General features: G+C 45.7%; 18 protein-coding genes. All 18 read left to right on the top strand.

Annotated elements, in window-relative coordinates; genetic code table 11:
- Positions 1 to 39: 39 nt before the first annotated feature.
- The 18 genes from PTQ21_RS16600 to proS all read left to right on the top strand — a co-directional run bounded on the left by PTQ21_RS16600 (position 40) and on the right by proS (position 14,997).
- The gene (locus PTQ21_RS16600; protein WP_063566392.1) at positions 40 to 501 is read left to right on the top strand and encodes a chemotaxis protein CheW; all 462 of its coding nucleotides are present in this window, start codon (positions 40 to 42) and stop codon (positions 499 to 501) included.
- Positions 502 to 538: 37 nt separating this feature from the next.
- The gene (locus PTQ21_RS16605; protein ID WP_090807429.1) at positions 539 to 1,132 is read left to right on the top strand and encodes a chemotaxis protein CheC; all 594 of its coding nucleotides are present in this window, start codon (positions 539 to 541) and stop codon (positions 1,130 to 1,132) included.
- On the top strand, positions 1,125 to 1,622 hold the full coding sequence (locus tag PTQ21_RS16610; RefSeq protein ID WP_063566391.1) for a chemotaxis protein CheD: 498 nt from the start codon (positions 1,125 to 1,127) through the stop codon (positions 1,620 to 1,622). Before PTQ21_RS16605 ends, PTQ21_RS16610 begins: the two co-directional genes overlap by 8 nt.
- Before the next feature lie 3 nt (positions 1,623 to 1,625).
- Positions 1,626 to 2,069, top strand: a complete 444-nt coding sequence (locus PTQ21_RS16615) for a hypothetical protein (protein ID WP_064639054.1) — start codon at positions 1,626 to 1,628, stop codon at positions 2,067 to 2,069.
- Positions 2,070 to 2,084: 15 nt separating this feature from the next.
- Entirely contained in the window at positions 2,085 to 2,873 is a 789-nt protein-coding gene (locus PTQ21_RS16620; RefSeq protein ID WP_072732409.1) for a FliA/WhiG family RNA polymerase sigma factor, read from the top strand.
- 74 nt (positions 2,874 to 2,947) lie between these two features.
- Entirely contained in the window at positions 2,948 to 4,357 is a 1,410-nt protein-coding gene (locus PTQ21_RS16625; RefSeq protein WP_274566398.1) for a flagellar assembly protein A, read from the top strand.
- Between the two features lie 52 nt (positions 4,358 to 4,409).
- Positions 4,410 to 4,724 carry a hypothetical protein gene (locus tag PTQ21_RS16630; protein ID WP_072732410.1) on the top strand — a complete coding sequence of 105 codons (315 nt, stop codon included), beginning with the start codon at positions 4,410 to 4,412 and terminating at the stop codon, positions 4,722 to 4,724.
- 66 nt (positions 4,725 to 4,790) lie between these two features.
- A complete protein-coding gene (locus PTQ21_RS16635; protein WP_063566387.1) occupies positions 4,791 to 5,363 on the top strand; it encodes a DUF6115 domain-containing protein in 573 nt (190 codons plus the stop codon).
- 3 nt (positions 5,364 to 5,366) lie between these two features.
- On the top strand, positions 5,367 to 5,999 hold the full coding sequence (locus PTQ21_RS16640; RefSeq protein WP_072732411.1) for an endolytic transglycosylase MltG: 633 nt from the start codon (positions 5,367 to 5,369) through the stop codon (positions 5,997 to 5,999).
- A gap of 241 nt (positions 6,000 to 6,240) precedes the next feature.
- A complete protein-coding gene (rpsB, locus tag PTQ21_RS16645; RefSeq protein ID WP_017689155.1) occupies positions 6,241 to 6,939 on the top strand; it encodes a 30S ribosomal protein S2 in 699 nt (232 codons plus the stop codon).
- Positions 6,940 to 7,054: 115 nt separating this feature from the next.
- A complete protein-coding gene (gene tsf, locus PTQ21_RS16650) occupies positions 7,055 to 7,705 on the top strand; it encodes a translation elongation factor Ts (RefSeq protein WP_017689154.1) in 651 nt (216 codons plus the stop codon).
- Between the two features lie 232 nt (positions 7,706 to 7,937).
- Entirely contained in the window at positions 7,938 to 8,666 is a 729-nt protein-coding gene (pyrH, locus tag PTQ21_RS16655; RefSeq protein ID WP_024630245.1) for a UMP kinase, read from the top strand.
- Entirely contained in the window at positions 8,666 to 9,220 is a 555-nt protein-coding gene (frr, locus tag PTQ21_RS16660) for a ribosome recycling factor (protein WP_063566385.1), read from the top strand. Before pyrH ends, frr begins: the two co-directional genes overlap by 1 nt.
- Positions 9,221 to 9,309: 89 nt before the next feature.
- Entirely contained in the window at positions 9,310 to 10,077 is a 768-nt protein-coding gene (locus PTQ21_RS16665) for an undecaprenyl pyrophosphate synthase (RefSeq protein ID WP_063566384.1), read from the top strand.
- Positions 10,078 to 10,093: 16 nt separating this feature from the next.
- On the top strand, positions 10,094 to 10,888 hold the full coding sequence (locus PTQ21_RS16670) for a phosphatidate cytidylyltransferase (RefSeq protein ID WP_274566400.1): 795 nt from the start codon (positions 10,094 to 10,096) through the stop codon (positions 10,886 to 10,888).
- A gap of 67 nt (positions 10,889 to 10,955) precedes the next feature.
- The gene (locus PTQ21_RS16675) at positions 10,956 to 12,095 is read left to right on the top strand and encodes a 1-deoxy-D-xylulose-5-phosphate reductoisomerase (RefSeq protein ID WP_090805422.1); all 1,140 of its coding nucleotides are present in this window, start codon (positions 10,956 to 10,958) and stop codon (positions 12,093 to 12,095) included.
- A 113-nt stretch (positions 12,096 to 12,208) separates the two neighbouring features.
- The gene (rseP, locus tag PTQ21_RS16680) at positions 12,209 to 13,480 is read left to right on the top strand and encodes an RIP metalloprotease RseP (RefSeq protein ID WP_063566381.1); all 1,272 of its coding nucleotides are present in this window, start codon (positions 12,209 to 12,211) and stop codon (positions 13,478 to 13,480) included.
- 62 nt (positions 13,481 to 13,542) lie between these two features.
- On the top strand, positions 13,543 to 14,997 hold the full coding sequence (gene proS, locus PTQ21_RS16685) for a proline--tRNA ligase (protein WP_090949120.1): 1,455 nt from the start codon (positions 13,543 to 13,545) through the stop codon (positions 14,995 to 14,997).
- Positions 14,998 to 15,003 lie beyond the last annotated feature (6 nt).

Below are 15,003 nucleotides of genomic sequence, written 5' to 3' on the forward strand. Positions count from 1 at the left end.
CACAAGATAAGTCTTACATTTAATAGGGAGGTTTTTTCCATGGAAGAAGAGTTGAAAGTCATTGTCTTTAAATTAGGTTCCGAAGAGTACGGTATTGAAGTAGACAAGGTTCAGACGATTGAGCGTATGATGCCTATTACCCGTGTACCTAAGACCTTCTCTTTTGTAAAAGGAGTTATTAACTTACGTGGTGTTGTTATTCCCGTCATTGATCTACGTGGTCGATTCTCTTTGCCAGAAACAGAATACACCGATCAAACTCGTATTGTCATTGTAGGTGTGGACGATATGCAAGTTGGCTTTATCGTTGACTCTGCCAATGATGTTATTGACATCAAGCGTGACGCTATTGATAGTCCGCCTGAAGTGGTTGGTGGAGTTAAAGCAAGATACCTGCGCGGTGTAGCCAAGCTGGAGGATGCGCGCTTGTTGATTATGCTTAACCTAAACGAAGTATTAAATAAAAGCGAGGTTGTACAGCTGGAAAGTATTGAGGGCTAACACCGTGGAACTGTTCAACCGATTTGAGGGATTCCAAATGGATGTGCTCAAAGAGGTCGGTAACATTGGAGCAGGCAACGCCGCAACGGCGTTGTCTCAGCTTCTCAATAGACCGATTGACATGGGTGTGCCTACAGTACAGATGCTTCCTTTTGAAGAAGTTGCTGAAAAAGTGGGCGGAGATGAACGTATAGTTGTTACTGTATTTCTTCGTGTTGAAGGCGAAGCACCAGGCAATCTGTTCTTTATGATGGCACCTGAGGCTGCCAAAATGCTGCTGAACCGGCTTGCTGGTTTTGATTTGAAGGAAGGTCTTGCATTCACGGAAATGGAACAGTCGGCTCTATCCGAAATCGGGAATATATTGGCCGGTTCATACCTTTCTTCTTTGGCAGATTTCACGAAACTATCTATGTATCCGACCGTTCCCGGACTTGCTATTGATATGGCAGGTGCCATTTTGAGTTATGGTCTGTTGCAGTTTGGTGAAATGGGCGACGATGCATTATTGATTGACACTTCTTTCTTTGAAGGTGAAGATCAGGTAGAGGGTCAATTTTTCCTGATTCCGGATCCGCCTTCATTTGCTAAGATATTTGAATCTCTAGGGGTGCCACTGGATCATGATTGAGGACAAAAGCGTCGTTAAAGTCGGTATGGCGGATTTGAACATTGCTCATCTACCCGGCGTAATCCGTACGACTGGCTTGGGCTCTTGTGTGGGATTAACGATGTATGATCCGCATTTGAAGCTTGCCGGAATGGCGCATGTCATGCTCCCCACTTCAGAGATAGCTCGTGAAGGAACGTTGAACAAAGCCAAATATGCGGATACGGCATTGCCGGAATTGTTACAAAGAATGATACAACTCGGTGCATCTCGTTCACGTATTGTGTCCAAAATGGCTGGAGGGTCTCAGATGTTTGCCTTCGCGGGGGCAGGAGATACAATGCGTATCGGACCGAGGAATGCGGATTCTTGTCGGGAATGGTTAGAAAAGCTTGGGATTCCACTTCTTGCCGAAGATACCGGTGGGAATTACGGACGAACGATTGAAATGGACTGTGAAACTGGACTTTTGACTATTCGAAGTGTCCAAATGGGTGTAAAGGAACTATAAGACATGATAGGAAACTACCGTATTAATCTTGGAGCAGGCATAGTCGGATTTATTCTGACCTTTTTTGTAGCATACAGCAGCAATGTGTTGATGACCAGCTTAATACGCGGGTTGATCGGCTTTGTAGCCTGGTTTGTCCTTGCTTATGGTTTACGCTGGGGACTGGGATTGCTGCTGAACCCTTCATCAGAGGGGAATGGGTATGGTTATGATTCACCGGGCGCTCAAGAACTAAGAGGTTCACAGGTGGACATTAAACTCGAAGACGATGGACAAGAGCTGAACGACTTGCTCAAACATGGACAGAACGCCTCCTCTGGGGAGAACCTTCCACCATCTGAGACGAAAGCTCCAACGGGATTTGCCCCTTTGGATCCGCCTAAACTTGTCCGGACCAAAGATCCGGAGGAGTTGGCGCAGGCCGTTCGTCACCTGACAGACAAATAAGGAGGGTGAAAGCAATTGAACGAGCGTAAAGCTTCACATTTGAACCATGCTGACTTGTGGGAAAAGTGGAAAGAACAAGGCGATCTTGAAGCCAAGAAAAGTTTGATCGAAAAATATCTTCATATTGTAAACTATGTATCCGGGCGTTTGGCTGTTGGTCTGCCCAAAAATGTCCCGAAAGATGATCTGGAGAGCAATGGAGTTATGGGATTGATTGATGCGTTGGAGAAATTTGACTATGAACGTGGTCTTCAATTTGAGACGTACGCATCCTGGCGGGTGCGCGGTGCAATCCTTGATGGTTTGCGTCAGGGAGATTGGGTTCCTCGTTCTGTGCGTGAGAAAGCGAAGCGGATTGAAGATGCTTACCAGCAACTAGAGCAGACATATTTGCGCTCTGTTAGTGACGAAGAAATGAGTCAATATCTCGACGTGTCTACGAAAGACTTTCAACATATGCTTCAGGAAGTGGCTGTTATGTCGCTTTGCTCTCTGGAAGACCCGATTCGTGAAGAAGAGTCTGAGACTCGACTTTCATTAATGGTCGATGAAAAAGCCAAAAACCCGGATTATAAAGTAAATGAATTCTACTTAAAAGAAGCTTTAGTGCAAGGGCTTGAAAAATTGACTGTCAAAGAGAGAACGGTTGTTTCACTTTTATATTATGAAGATCTTTCTCTTAGCGAGATTGCTGAGGTAATGTCTCTTTCTCCGTCACGTATCTCGCAGCTGCACTCAAAGGCCATCTTACGGTTACGTGGAACATTGGATAAACAGAAAGACTTGCTTATGCGTAAAGATTAATATAGTAATATATGAATAGAGAGCTTTAACATTGGATATTGGGGAGTGGAAAGTCTAAAGGGGGAAGAAATGCATTGACACAGCAGACTGTTTTGGAACAGTGTTTGAGCATTGTTTTATCAGATGATAAAAGTACGGCCTACCTTGAATTTTCCAAACAGGAAGAAGGTTTTACCTGTACACCGGATGAACTCGAAAAATTTATAGCGAGTCAGGGTATTAAGTATGGTGTGCTGCGCGAAGCGTTGCTTGTTTTTGTGAGTCATCCTGAGACTTATGTGAAGGATCAATACAAGATTGCCGAAGGTATTAAACCAGTACCGGGAACGAATGGCTTTATTAAAGTGCTAGTGGGCATGGACGATTCCAATGAACGGCGACCTTTGGAAGCAGAGAACGGAACAGTCGATTACAAAGAAGTGACTCGCTTAAACAATGTTCGAACAGGTCAAATCATTGCCGAACGAATTCCTCCTGTGGACGGCACGGTGGGAAGGGCTGTAACAGGTGAAGAAATACCATTTCGTCCAGGGAAAGAAGCACGCTTCAAAGTGGGGAAAAATGTTGTCGTTAACCCTGATGGATCTGCTATGTATGCCGCCCTGGATGGATTGGTTACCAAAACAGACGGCAACAAATTGAATGTGTTTCCGGTATACGAGGTCAATGGCGATGTGGATTATAACACCGGTAACATCGATTTTGTGGGTAAAGTTGTCATTCGCGGCAATGTGCTTACCGGATTTAAAGTAAAAGCGGCAGGGGATATACGTGTCGTCGGAGGTGTCGAGGGAGCGGAGCTGGAAGCAGGTGGCTCTGTCGAAATTACCGGCGGTATTATTGGTTATAACAAAGGGCTTATACAAGCAGGACATAATGTGAAATGTACCTTTATTCAAGAAGGCAACGTCGATGCGGCTGAAAATGTCCTGGTATCCCAAAGTATTATGCATTCCACGATTCGTGCAGGTCATGCGGTAATCTGTGAAGGCACCAAAGGACTTATCGTTGGCGGGTCGATCCAGGCTGGAGAAAACGTCTCAGCACGCGTCGTCGGCAACAGTATGTCTACTGTGACTTCCATTGAAGTAGGGGTATTGCCTAAGCTCCGTAATGAGTTGAGTGACTTGCGTAAGGAAGTCAGAGAGCAGATGGATGCTTTGGATAAAACGAAAAAAGCTTTGACATTATTGGATCAGTTAGCTGCTGCAGGCCAACTGAGCCCGGATAGAATGTCCATGCGAATCAAACTGAGTGCTACACAAAAATCTGCCCTTCGTCTTAGCGAGGAAACCAAAACACGTATCTTTGAAATTGAGAAGGTTCTTGAAGATACAAGCAGGGCTCGCGTTGATATTCATAAGATGATTTATGGAGGCTCTAGAATAGTTATCGGCAGATACACCAAATTTATTAAAGATCCGGTAAGTCGAATATCTTTTTATTATCACGATGGGGATATAACGATGGTTCCATTCGTTTAAGTACAGCATTCAAGCACATGAAGAAATCCATTCGATACCGTGAGGTGAGCGTATGAGTTTCAAAGCGGTTGAATTGCAGATTGCCGTACCTAGAACAAGTGAGGCGGGGCGTTATCAGAATGAAGCCCAGCAGAGACCGGTCATTGACCAGACCCTGCTAGCGGAACAAACGGCCAAAGAAGCAAATGAAGCAAGGCAACGAAGCGAGGCGCTGGATGAAACAGCGCACACAGATGTACACGATGGTCAATCTAGAAACAAAGAGCAGCAGAGCGGCTCCAACGAACCTGAAGCTACTTCAGCGCTGGAAACTGTCAAACCTGCCGAGCATCCATACAAAGGAAAACATATTGACCTGTCGTTGTAATGGATGACATGTGACTCACATGTAGTCTTGAGCACCGATGGCTGCATTAAAAGGAGAGAACCCAATTTGTCACCATGGATCATTATTGTCATATTAGGAGCCTGCGCAATTGCATATGCGCTTATCATGCCCAAGAAAAACAAAGTGCAGGAGCCTGGGCATCACCTGGTGCAAGAGATGGAATCTACGCTTGAACATTATATGGCTGAGATAGAAAACGACAATGATGCTCTCATTCAGCGTGTTGCTGAAATGAAGGGTGAGGCGACGGCGGCAGATCAGCGTATGCAATCACAGCTTCAGGAATTACAGCGGAGGCTGGATCAACTGGAAGAAAGTAAAACGACAGAAGCAGACGCATCCTCCAATATAATTCCGGTACATAGCACAAGCGGATTGCAAGCTCAAGCGCTTGTAGACAGTGTGCGAGCAGATTCGGCCCAACAGGTGTCAGAAGCAGAAGAGCAGACCTCTGAACAAGAATCTACGCCTCTACGTGAATCCATTAAGGACCGATATGCAGAGTTGTTTAATTTATATGCCGAAGGAAAGTCAGTGGATGCTATTGCCAAGCAGACGGGCATACAACGTGGAGAAGTACAGCTGATTTTGCAGCTGGCAGAACGGGAGGAGAGCTAACAGATGGACAAGCGCTCCTTATGGATTGGACTTGGAAGTGGCATGATTGTTGGTGCGGTATTGCTGCAGCTGGCAACGGTTGGACAAAACGCATTGTCTGAGAGTAGTCTCGACCCCGAGCTGGCTACAGCCAACCTGACGAAGGAACAGCTGGAATCGGCCGCCAAGAGCATGGATATGAAGCTTATAGCTTCTGATGATGAGCTGTATACAGAGGCTGAGTGGGTAAATAAGAAGAAACAGGAAAGCAGTGAACTACAGGGAAAAACGGCAACGGCACCTGAAGCCACAGATTCTGCTGTGAAACCGGAGCAACCCGACAATCCAAAGCAACCTGTCAACAATGAAAGCGACAAACAGAACGAAGTCACTCAGCCAGAGACGATCGAGCCGTCAACTCCTAACAGTCCCGAAGTTGCGGCTACCGTATCTTTCAAAGTACGTTCAGGAAACAGTCTGGCCATTGTGGCGGGGAATTTGGAGAAAGCCGGTATTGTAGATAGTGCACAAGCTTTTATTAAGGCTGGCAGAGCAGAGCGAATTAATACCAAAATACAAGTCGGGACCTATGACTTGGAAAAAGGCGAAAGTTTCAAATCTATTATTGCCAAGATTACAAAAGAACCGTCAAACTGAGTGCGCTCAGGCAGGGCGGTTTTTTTGTATAAATAATGACAAGTTTTGTGTCGCCATGAAGGAACGGAAATTTGCTTTGAAAGACTGTTGCATCAGGCAATCAGTTATGCTATATTAGATAACGGTGTTAAAACACACGCATGTGCTAATTTTGTTGAGGGTGCTTTCCTGATGGAGAGTCTTGGCGAAAAATGATGCCGGCGGAGGACACAATAAAAACCATATTAGGAGGTGTGTGAAGATGGCAGTAATCTCCATGAAGCAGCTTCTCGAAGCTGGGGTACACTTCGGTCACCAAACTCGTCGTTGGAACCCAAAAATGGATCGTTATATCTTCACTGAAAGAAACGGAATTTACATCATCGATTTGCAAAAAACGGTGAAAAAAGTCGAAGAGGCTTACAATTTCGTTAAAGGAATCGCAGGAGAGAATGGTAAAATTCTTTTCGTGGGTACTAAGAAACAAGCTCAAGATTCCGTTAAAGAAGAAGCTGAACGTGCTGGTCAATTCTACATTAACCAACGCTGGCTCGGCGGTACCCTGACTAACTTCCAAACTATTCAAAAACGTATTGATCGTTTGAAACAGTTGGAAGCTTGGGAAGAAGACGGTACATTCGCTGTATTGCCTAAAAAAGAAGTAATCTTGCTTCGCAAAGAAAAAGATCGTCTGGAGAAATTCTTGGGCGGTATTAAAAATATGAAAGGCCTGCCAAGCGCCCTGTTCATCATCGATCCACGCAAAGAGCGTATCGCTGTTGCGGAAGCTCGCAAATTGGGTATCCCAATTGTAGGTATCGTTGATACTAACTGCGATCCGGACGAGATCGATTATGTTATCCCAGGTAATGACGACGCGATCCGCGCTGTTAAATTGCTGACAGGTAAAATGGCTGACGCAGTAATCGAAGCTAACCAAGGCGAAGAAACTTCCGCTTAATAGATTCGAACATATGTTATAAACTAAATGAAAAGGGTGGTTGGCAGGTGGATAACCTCTCACTGCCCTTTTTTTAGAGTGTACGTACAATACTTAATGTTGGAGGGAATTTATAATGGCAGTTAATGCGAGTGCAGTAAAAGAACTTCGCGAAAGAACGGGCGCTGGTATGCTCGATTGTAAAAAAGCACTGGAAGAAGCAAACGGTGATGTAACAAAAGCAGCTGAATTGTTGCGTGAGAAAGGTCTTTCTGCAGCAGCAAGCAAAGCAGGCCGTGCAGCAACTGAAGGCGTTGTAGAATCTTACATCCACGCTGGTGGACGCATTGGTGTCTTGGTTGAAGTTAACTGTGAAACTGACTTCGTTGGTAAAACGGATCAATTTAAGGATTTCGTTAAAGATGTAGCTATGCAAATCGCTGCAGCTAATCCTAAATTCGTTAAACGCGAAGAAGTTCCTACAGATGAGCTGGAAAAAGAAAAAGAAATCCTGAAAGCTCAAGCTCTTAATGAAGGCAAACCAGAGAAAATCATTGAAAAAATGGTTGAAGGCCGTATCGGTAAATACTACGAAGAGTACTGCCTGATGGAGCAAACTTTCGTTAAAGATCCAGACAAAACGATCTCCCAATTGCTGAACGAAAAAATCAGCCAAATTGGTGAAAATATCTCCATCCGTCGTTTCGTTCGTTACGAACTGGGTGAAGGTCTTGAGAAAAAAGTAGACAACTTCGTAGAAGAAGTAATGTCCCAAGTAAACAAATGAGACGGTTTTACTAAACCGGCAAGCAGGATTGATTTTCGAAGATATAAGAATGATGAAACTTCGAAGCGTAAACTCCCTTATATCTCAGGAAAACAGTGCCTTACCGGTTAAACGTTTTTCCTAAAAGAGCGGAACACAACTGTGTTCCTTTCTTTTTAAGCAGGAGGCCATGCGCGAGGAGTTTTGTTGGTTGAACATCGAGCGTGTTCAATTCAAAGTGGAGGGTGAATAATTGGAACAGCCAGTATTTAAACGTGTTGTCTTAAAGGTCAGCGGAGAGTCTCTTTCCGGTCAAAATGGCTACGGTATTGATGCAGAGACGATCTCGTCGATTGCCCAGCAAGTAAAAGAAGTAGTTGAATTAGGTGTACAGGTTGCTATCGTATGCGGCGGCGGAAACATCTGGCGCGGAATTGCCGGTAGCGAAAACGGCATCGATAGAGCAACTGCCGATTATATGGGGATGCTGGCGACGGTTATGAACTCGCTCGCCCTGCAAGATGCACTGGAACAGATTGAAGTGCCTACACGCGTACAGACATCGATTGCCATGCAACAAATTGCAGAGCCTTATATTCGTCGTAGAGCTATTCGTCATCTGGAGAAAGGCCGGGTTGTTATTTTTGCAGCAGGTACAGGTAACCCGTTCTTCTCCACCGATACAACAGCAGCACTGCGCGCAGCAGAGATCGAAGCAGAAGTCATCTTGATGGCCAAAAATAAAGTCGATGGTGTATACTCAGCAGATCCGTTTAAGGACAGTACAGCTGTGAAATTTGATCAGTTGACTTACATGGATATTCTTAACAAAGACCTTGGTGTAATGGATTCGACGGCATCCTCGCTTTGTAAGGACAACAACATCCCGTTGATCGTATTTGCCATTACGGAACAAGGTAACATCAAGCGTGTTGTTCTGGGTGAACGTATCGGAACAATCGTTAAAGGGAGTGTAGATTAATGCCACAAGCGGTTAAACAACATGCCGAAGAGCGTATGGAAAAAGCAATTCAAGCATTGCGTCGTGACCTGGCTACTTTGCGTGCAGGCCGCGCAACTCCAGCTCTTCTGGACCGAGTTCAGGTAGAGTATTATGGGGCTATGACGCCATTGAATCAACTCGCTAATATCAGTACTCCGGATTCCCGTACACTGATGATTCAACCTTGGGACAAATCTTCCATGGGTGATATCGAGCGTGCCATCATGAAATCGGATCTGGGTCTTACTCCAGCCAATGATGGTAGCATGATCCGTTTGTCTATTCCGGCATTGACGGAAGAACGCAGAGCGGAACTTGTGAAGCTGACGAAGAAGTTCGGTGAAGAAGGTAAAGTAGCGATTCGTAACATTCGCCGTGATGCGAATGATGACATTAAGAAAATGGAGAAGTCAGACATTTCCGAGGATGAATCCCGGAGACATCAGGACGATATCCAAAAATCGACCGACAAGTTTATTGCTGAAGTCGATAAGGTACTCGCTGCCAAAGAAAAAGAAATCATGGAAGTGTAAGACAAGCGCAGCCCCTCCAATACGGTGGGGTTTTGTCTCTTTTTCCAAGCTTCAGGTGAAGAAACTTCAGGGATTTTGGAGGAACAGGAATGATCAAACGGGTTCGGTCGTGGTGGAATGGGGCTGACAAGCAGGAAACGCTGACTATATCCGAGGATAATATTCCGCAGCACGTCGCCATCATTATGGACGGCAATGGACGATGGGCGAAACGTTTGGGTCTCCCACGAATAGCTGGCCACCAGAATGGGATGAAGGCGGTCAAACGTGCGACCATCGCGGCGGATGAACTGGGCATCAAATATCTGACGATGTACGCTTTTTCGACAGAAAACTGGACGCGTCCAAAAGAAGAAGTGGATTTTCTGATGCGGCTTCCGCAAGAATTTTTGGCGATAGAGCTGGATGAGCTTATAGAAAAAAATGTACGCATCCGTATGATGGGCCAGGAGGAGCACTTGCCTTCCCATACTATTAATGCTTTGCGTGAAGCTATTCGTCTTACGGAACATAACACAGGGCTTGTTTTGAATTTTGCAATGAACTACGGAAGTCGTCGCGAAATGACGGACTGTGTCAAACAGATCGCTCTGCAGGTAAAGTCGGGGGAACTATCGGCAGACGACATTACGCCTGAACTCATTGACAGACATATGCTCACTGGAGATATGCCTGATCCGGATTTGCTGATCCGGACGAGCGGAGAGTTGAGATTAAGCAATTTCATGCTTTGGCAGCTTGCATATAGCGAATTATGGTTTACGGATATATACTGGCCCGAATTTGGCAAAAAGCATTTGCTTGAAGCAGTAGCCGAATATCAGCGCAGAACAAGGCGTTACGGCGGTTTGAAATAGATGGAGGATGAAGCCGTTGAAACAGCGATTAAAGACAGGAATCATAGCAGGTGTATTGTTTTTGGGTTTTTGCATGCTGGGCGGACCCTGGTACCATGGCTTGGTACTGCTTATGGCTCTCATCGGTTATTATGAATTTGTAAAAATGACCGGGGTACAGCCTTTTTCAGGTGTAGCCCTAATCGGTTATGCAGGTATCTTTGCGATTGTGTTTCCTTGGGAAATGGTTTGGGAAGCCAGACCACTAACGTTATTCCAGATCGGATGGCTTGTGATGCTTGTATTAATGACGGCCTCTGTGGTAACTAAAAACAAGATTCCTGTAAACACTATTGCCATGCTCTTTCTTGGAGTAATGTATATTGGGATCGGTTTTTATTACATCGCGGAATCGAGACATTTGCATCATGGGTTGTTCTGGACGTTTCTGCTTCTGGGCTCCATATGGGCAAGTGATGCAGGTGCATATTTTGTAGGGAAACTTATCGGGAAGAACAAACTTTGGCCGTCGATCAGTCCTAACAAAACGGTGGAAGGTGCACTGGGTGGTGTTGTGATCGCGGTAGTCACTTCTGTTGTTTTTGCATTGGTGTCAGACGGCTTGTTGTCTTGGCAAAGAGCGGTATGGATTGGAATTGCATGCGCGGTTGTAGGACAAATGGGAGATCTGATTCAATCTGCTTACAAACGTGTGTATAACATCAAAGATTCCGGCACTTTGCTCCCGGGGCATGGCGGTATTCTGGATCGATGCGACAGCTGGATTGTCGTTTTTCCATTCGTACATATACTAATGCTTCTGCCCTATTAAAAATGAGCACAAGCCATATGACGAACTATTCGTCATAGGCATTGGATAAATAAAGATGAGGTGCAGCATGAAAAAAATTGCGATTCTCGGGTCAACCGGTTCCATTGGAACTCAGACACTGGATGTAGTCGATATGCATCCCGAACGCTTTCAAGTAGAGGGACTGGCTGCTGGTAGCAATATAGAGCTGCTGATTGAGCAAGCAAAGCGTTATCGACCCAAAAAGGTATCAGTTGGCTCAAAAGAGTTAGCAGAGACCGTGGCACCGCACTTACCTGTCGAAACACAGCTTTTTTATGGCAAAGAAGGACTGGTTGAAGTTGCTGCCGGAACGGATGCAGATACGGTTGTTACTGCTGTAATGGGGAGTGTTGGGCTTGAGTCGACCCTGGCTGCTATTGATGCAGGCAAACAGATCGGACTGGCTAACAAAGAGACGCTAATTACAGCAGGACATATTGTTACTGCCAGAGCGGCTGCGAAAGGGGTACCGATTCTGCCTGTGGATAGTGAGCACTCGGCTATCTTCCAATGCTTGAATGGTGAACCTCGTGAACGTGTGATGGGAATTACACTTACGGCCTCTGGAGGATCATTCCGTGATTTGACTCGTGAACAGCTAAAGGAAGTTACTGTAGAAGATGCACTCAAACATCCGAATTGGTCCATGGGATCGAAGATCACGATAGACTCTGCAACGATGGTGAATAAAGGTCTGGAAGTTATTGAAGCGCATTGGCTTTTTGGACTAAGTTATGATCAGATTGATGTATTGCTTCACCCGGAGAGCATCATTCATTCCTACGTGGAGTTTAATGATACGAGCATTATTGCGCAGCTTGGCAATCCGGACATGCGCGTTCCCATTCAGTATGCACTGACCTATCCAGACCGCTTACCATCGCCTTCACAACGTCTCTCCCTAACGCAAGTGGGCAAGCTGCATTTCCGTGAGATGGATATGGAACGGTTCCCTTGTTTAAGAATGGCATACGAGTGTGGTAAAATGGGGGGAACCGCAACAACGGCGTTTAATGCAGCCAACGAGGTTGCCGTAGCGCGTTTCTTGCGTAAAGAGATTTCGTTCCTTAAAATAGAGGATATTATTGCTTCTGTGCTGGAAGCACACCGCAATGTGGACGGGCCTGATCTAGAGGAAATCGCAAGATGTGATCAGGAGAGCCGTCAACTTGCGTTCAGTCTGTAATCTCTTTTTTCAAGATAAAATGGAAGAAGTGATTCTCTTGTGCGGCATCAGAGAATAATGATAATCTAAAGGGACAGACTGCGGTTCGTGCCGTGAAGGAGGATGGATAGGGATTGGAAACCATACAAGTGGTATTTCTAACGGTGCTCATGTTCTTTGTCATCGTGACGGTTCATGAATGGGGACATTATTATTTTGCCAAACGCGCCGGTATTCTTGTACGGGAATTTGCGATCGGTTTTGGTCCCAAATTGTTCTCATATAAAAGAAACGAGACCCAGTTCACACTGCGTTTGCTGCCTTTTGGCGGATATGCACGTATGGCTGGGGAAGACCCGGAACTGGTAGAAATTCAAGAAGGTCAGACCATTGCAGTAAGGTCGGCTGATGACCAAGTCAAAATGATCTACCTCGATCAATTGGATAATCGCAAAAATGTAATTCGTGGTGAAGTGATCTCTATTGATATGGAGAATGCATTGAAATTGCAACTCGATGTGGATGGTGAAATTCAGCAGTACCGGATACATCCGCAAGCGATGTTGGTTAGTCGTGGAAAACAAACCCAGATTGCACCGAAAGATCGCCAATTTGGCAGTAAAACGGTGGGTCAGCGGGCAATGGCGATTTTTGCCGGACCACTCATGAATTTCATCCTGGCATTTGTTTTATTTGCAGTCTATGCACAAATGGCTGGGGTTCCAGTTGAAAATCCGAAAAATCTGGAAATTGGTGAAGTGCTTGAAGGTGGAGCTGCCTACCAGGCGAATTTGCAAAAGGGAGATATCATTGAGACGATCAATGGTACTGCTATTGGTACGGATTCGCAAAAAATGGTGACGATGATTGCCGATTCCAAAGACAAACCGATGGAATGGACACTGCGTCGGGGGAATGAAACGTTTAATATAACGATCACACCTCGTGCAGTAGAAGGTCAAGAAGGCGGTAAGGTCGGAATTGTGCCAACACTGCCAACCCGATCTGTTGGATTTGTAGAAACCTTTAAAGTGTCAGGGATAGCGATGGTCGATACAACCAGAGTAATCTTTGAAGGCTTCAAACATTTGATCAATCAGTTTAACATGGATGATATTGGTGGTCCTGTGCGTACTTTTGAAGTAACAGGCCAAATTGCGAAGCAGGGTATTGAACAGTTGACGAGATGGGCAGCTATTCTGAGTCTGTACCTCGGTATTTTCAACCTGTTGCCGATTCCTGCGCTAGACGGAAGCCGTCTTGTATTCCTCGGAATTGAAGGTCTGCGAGGCAGACCTGTTGACCCCAACCGGGAAGGCATGGTTCATTTTGTCGGCTTCGCGATGTTGTTTGTACTGATGCTAGCAGTAACATACAATGATATATTACGATTAATTAACGGATAATTATGGTTTGACTACGCTCTGACTATTCAGAGATAGTCGTTATGGGAGGACGCTGGAGTCTTATGTCAAAGGAAAATGATAAACAGTTCGTGACTGAAATTACACCTCAGGGCGAGGATTTCTCACGCTGGTACATTGATGTTATTAAAAAAGCTGATCTCATGGACTATTCACCCGTACGCGGTTGTATTGTTTTCAAACCAGACGGTTTCGAAATCTGGGAGCATATCAAGGATGAGATGGACCGTCGTTTCCGTGAAACGGGTCATCGTAATGCCTACTTCCCTATGTTCATTCCCGAGAGCTTTTTCCAAAAAGAAAAAGAACATGTTGAAGGCTTCAATCCCGAATTGCCTTGGGTAACGGAAGCCGGCGGAGAAAAGCTGGAAGAGCGTCTGGCGATCCGCCCAACCTCGGAAACCATCATTGGTCACATGTACTCCAAGTGGATTAAGTCGTATCGTGACTTGCCGGTGCTGATCAACCAATGGGCGAACGTGGTTCGCTGGGAGAAGAGAACACTGCCTTTCCTTCGCACAACCGAGTTCTTGTGGCAAGAGGGCCATACGGCGCATGAGACAGAAGAAGAAGCACGTGAAGAGACGATGAAAATGCTTGAAATCTACCGCGAAGTTGTGGAAGAATATCTGGCGATTCCCGTCATTACAGGTCAGAAAACAAAATCCGAGAAATTTGCAGGTGCTGTAGACACCTTCTCCATCGAAGCGATGATGAAGGATGGACGTGCGGTACAAGCCGGAACTTCTCATTATATGGGTACGAATTTTGCAAAAGCATTTGAGATCCAGTATCTTAGCCGCAACAATGTGTTGGAACTGGCTCACACCACTTCATGGGGAACAAGCACACGTCTGATCGGTGCGTTAATCATGGTTCACGGGGATGACCGTGGTCTGGTTCTTCCTCCTAAAGTTGCACCAACACAAGTGGTCATGATTCCAATTGGACCGCCAAAAACACGTGATGCCGTTGTAGGCCGTGCGGACGAGTTGTTCGCTGAACTGAAACAAGCGGGAATTCGTGTGAAAATGGATGATCGCAGTGATGTTCGTCCAGGCTGGAAATTCAACGAATATGAGATGCGTGGTGTTCCGATTCGTCTCGAAATTGGCCCGCGTGATATGGAGAACGGTGTGTGTGTTCTCGTTTCCCGGATTACGGGAGAGAAGAAAGTCGTTGAACAAGCAAATCTGGTGGAAGAAATCCAGACTATGCTGACTCAAGTGCAAGCCGATATGCTGCAACGTGCTCGCACGTTTATGTCGGACAACTTCTACTCTGTAGATACGCTTGATGAGATGAAGGAACTGATGCAGAACAAACGCGGGTTCACACTGGCTGGCTGGTGCGGTTCAGAAGCTTGCGAAGATAAAGTAAGAGAAGTAACAGGTGCAACAAGCCGGAACATTCCGTTCCAGCCTGGGGAAGAAAAGCATACGTGCTTGGCTTGTGGTGAACAAGCGAAACACACGGTAGTGTTTGCAAGAGCGTATTAAGTCAGG

Origin of the sequence: Paenibacillus marchantiae (genome assembly GCF_028771845.1) — a bacterium.
GTDB lineage: Bacteria > Bacillota > Bacilli > Paenibacillales > Paenibacillaceae > Paenibacillus > Paenibacillus marchantiae.

Coding starts and splice junctions, on each gene's coding strand:
- PTQ21_RS16600 (WP_063566392.1), top strand. CDS start 40: ATGGAAGAAGAGTTGAAAGTCATTGTCTTTAAATTAGGTTCCGAAGAG.
- PTQ21_RS16640 (WP_072732411.1), top strand. CDS start 5,367: ATGGACAAGCGCTCCTTATGGATTGGACTTGGAAGTGGCATGATTGTT.
- PTQ21_RS16610 (WP_063566391.1), top strand. CDS start 1,125: ATGATTGAGGACAAAAGCGTCGTTAAAGTCGGTATGGCGGATTTGAAC.
- PTQ21_RS16665 (WP_063566384.1), top strand. CDS start 9,310: ATGATCAAACGGGTTCGGTCGTGGTGGAATGGGGCTGACAAGCAGGAA.
- PTQ21_RS16630 (WP_072732410.1), top strand. CDS start 4,410: ATGAGTTTCAAAGCGGTTGAATTGCAGATTGCCGTACCTAGAACAAGT.
- rpsB (WP_017689155.1), top strand. CDS start 6,241: ATGGCAGTAATCTCCATGAAGCAGCTTCTCGAAGCTGGGGTACACTTC.
- frr (WP_063566385.1), top strand. CDS start 8,666: ATGCCACAAGCGGTTAAACAACATGCCGAAGAGCGTATGGAAAAAGCA.
- PTQ21_RS16615 (WP_064639054.1), top strand. CDS start 1,626: ATGATAGGAAACTACCGTATTAATCTTGGAGCAGGCATAGTCGGATTT.
- tsf (WP_017689154.1), top strand. CDS start 7,055: ATGGCAGTTAATGCGAGTGCAGTAAAAGAACTTCGCGAAAGAACGGGC.
- PTQ21_RS16605 (WP_090807429.1), top strand. CDS start 539: ATGGATGTGCTCAAAGAGGTCGGTAACATTGGAGCAGGCAACGCCGCA.
- PTQ21_RS16675 (WP_090805422.1), top strand. CDS start 10,956: ATGAAAAAAATTGCGATTCTCGGGTCAACCGGTTCCATTGGAACTCAG.
- proS (WP_090949120.1), top strand. CDS start 13,543: ATGTCAAAGGAAAATGATAAACAGTTCGTGACTGAAATTACACCTCAG.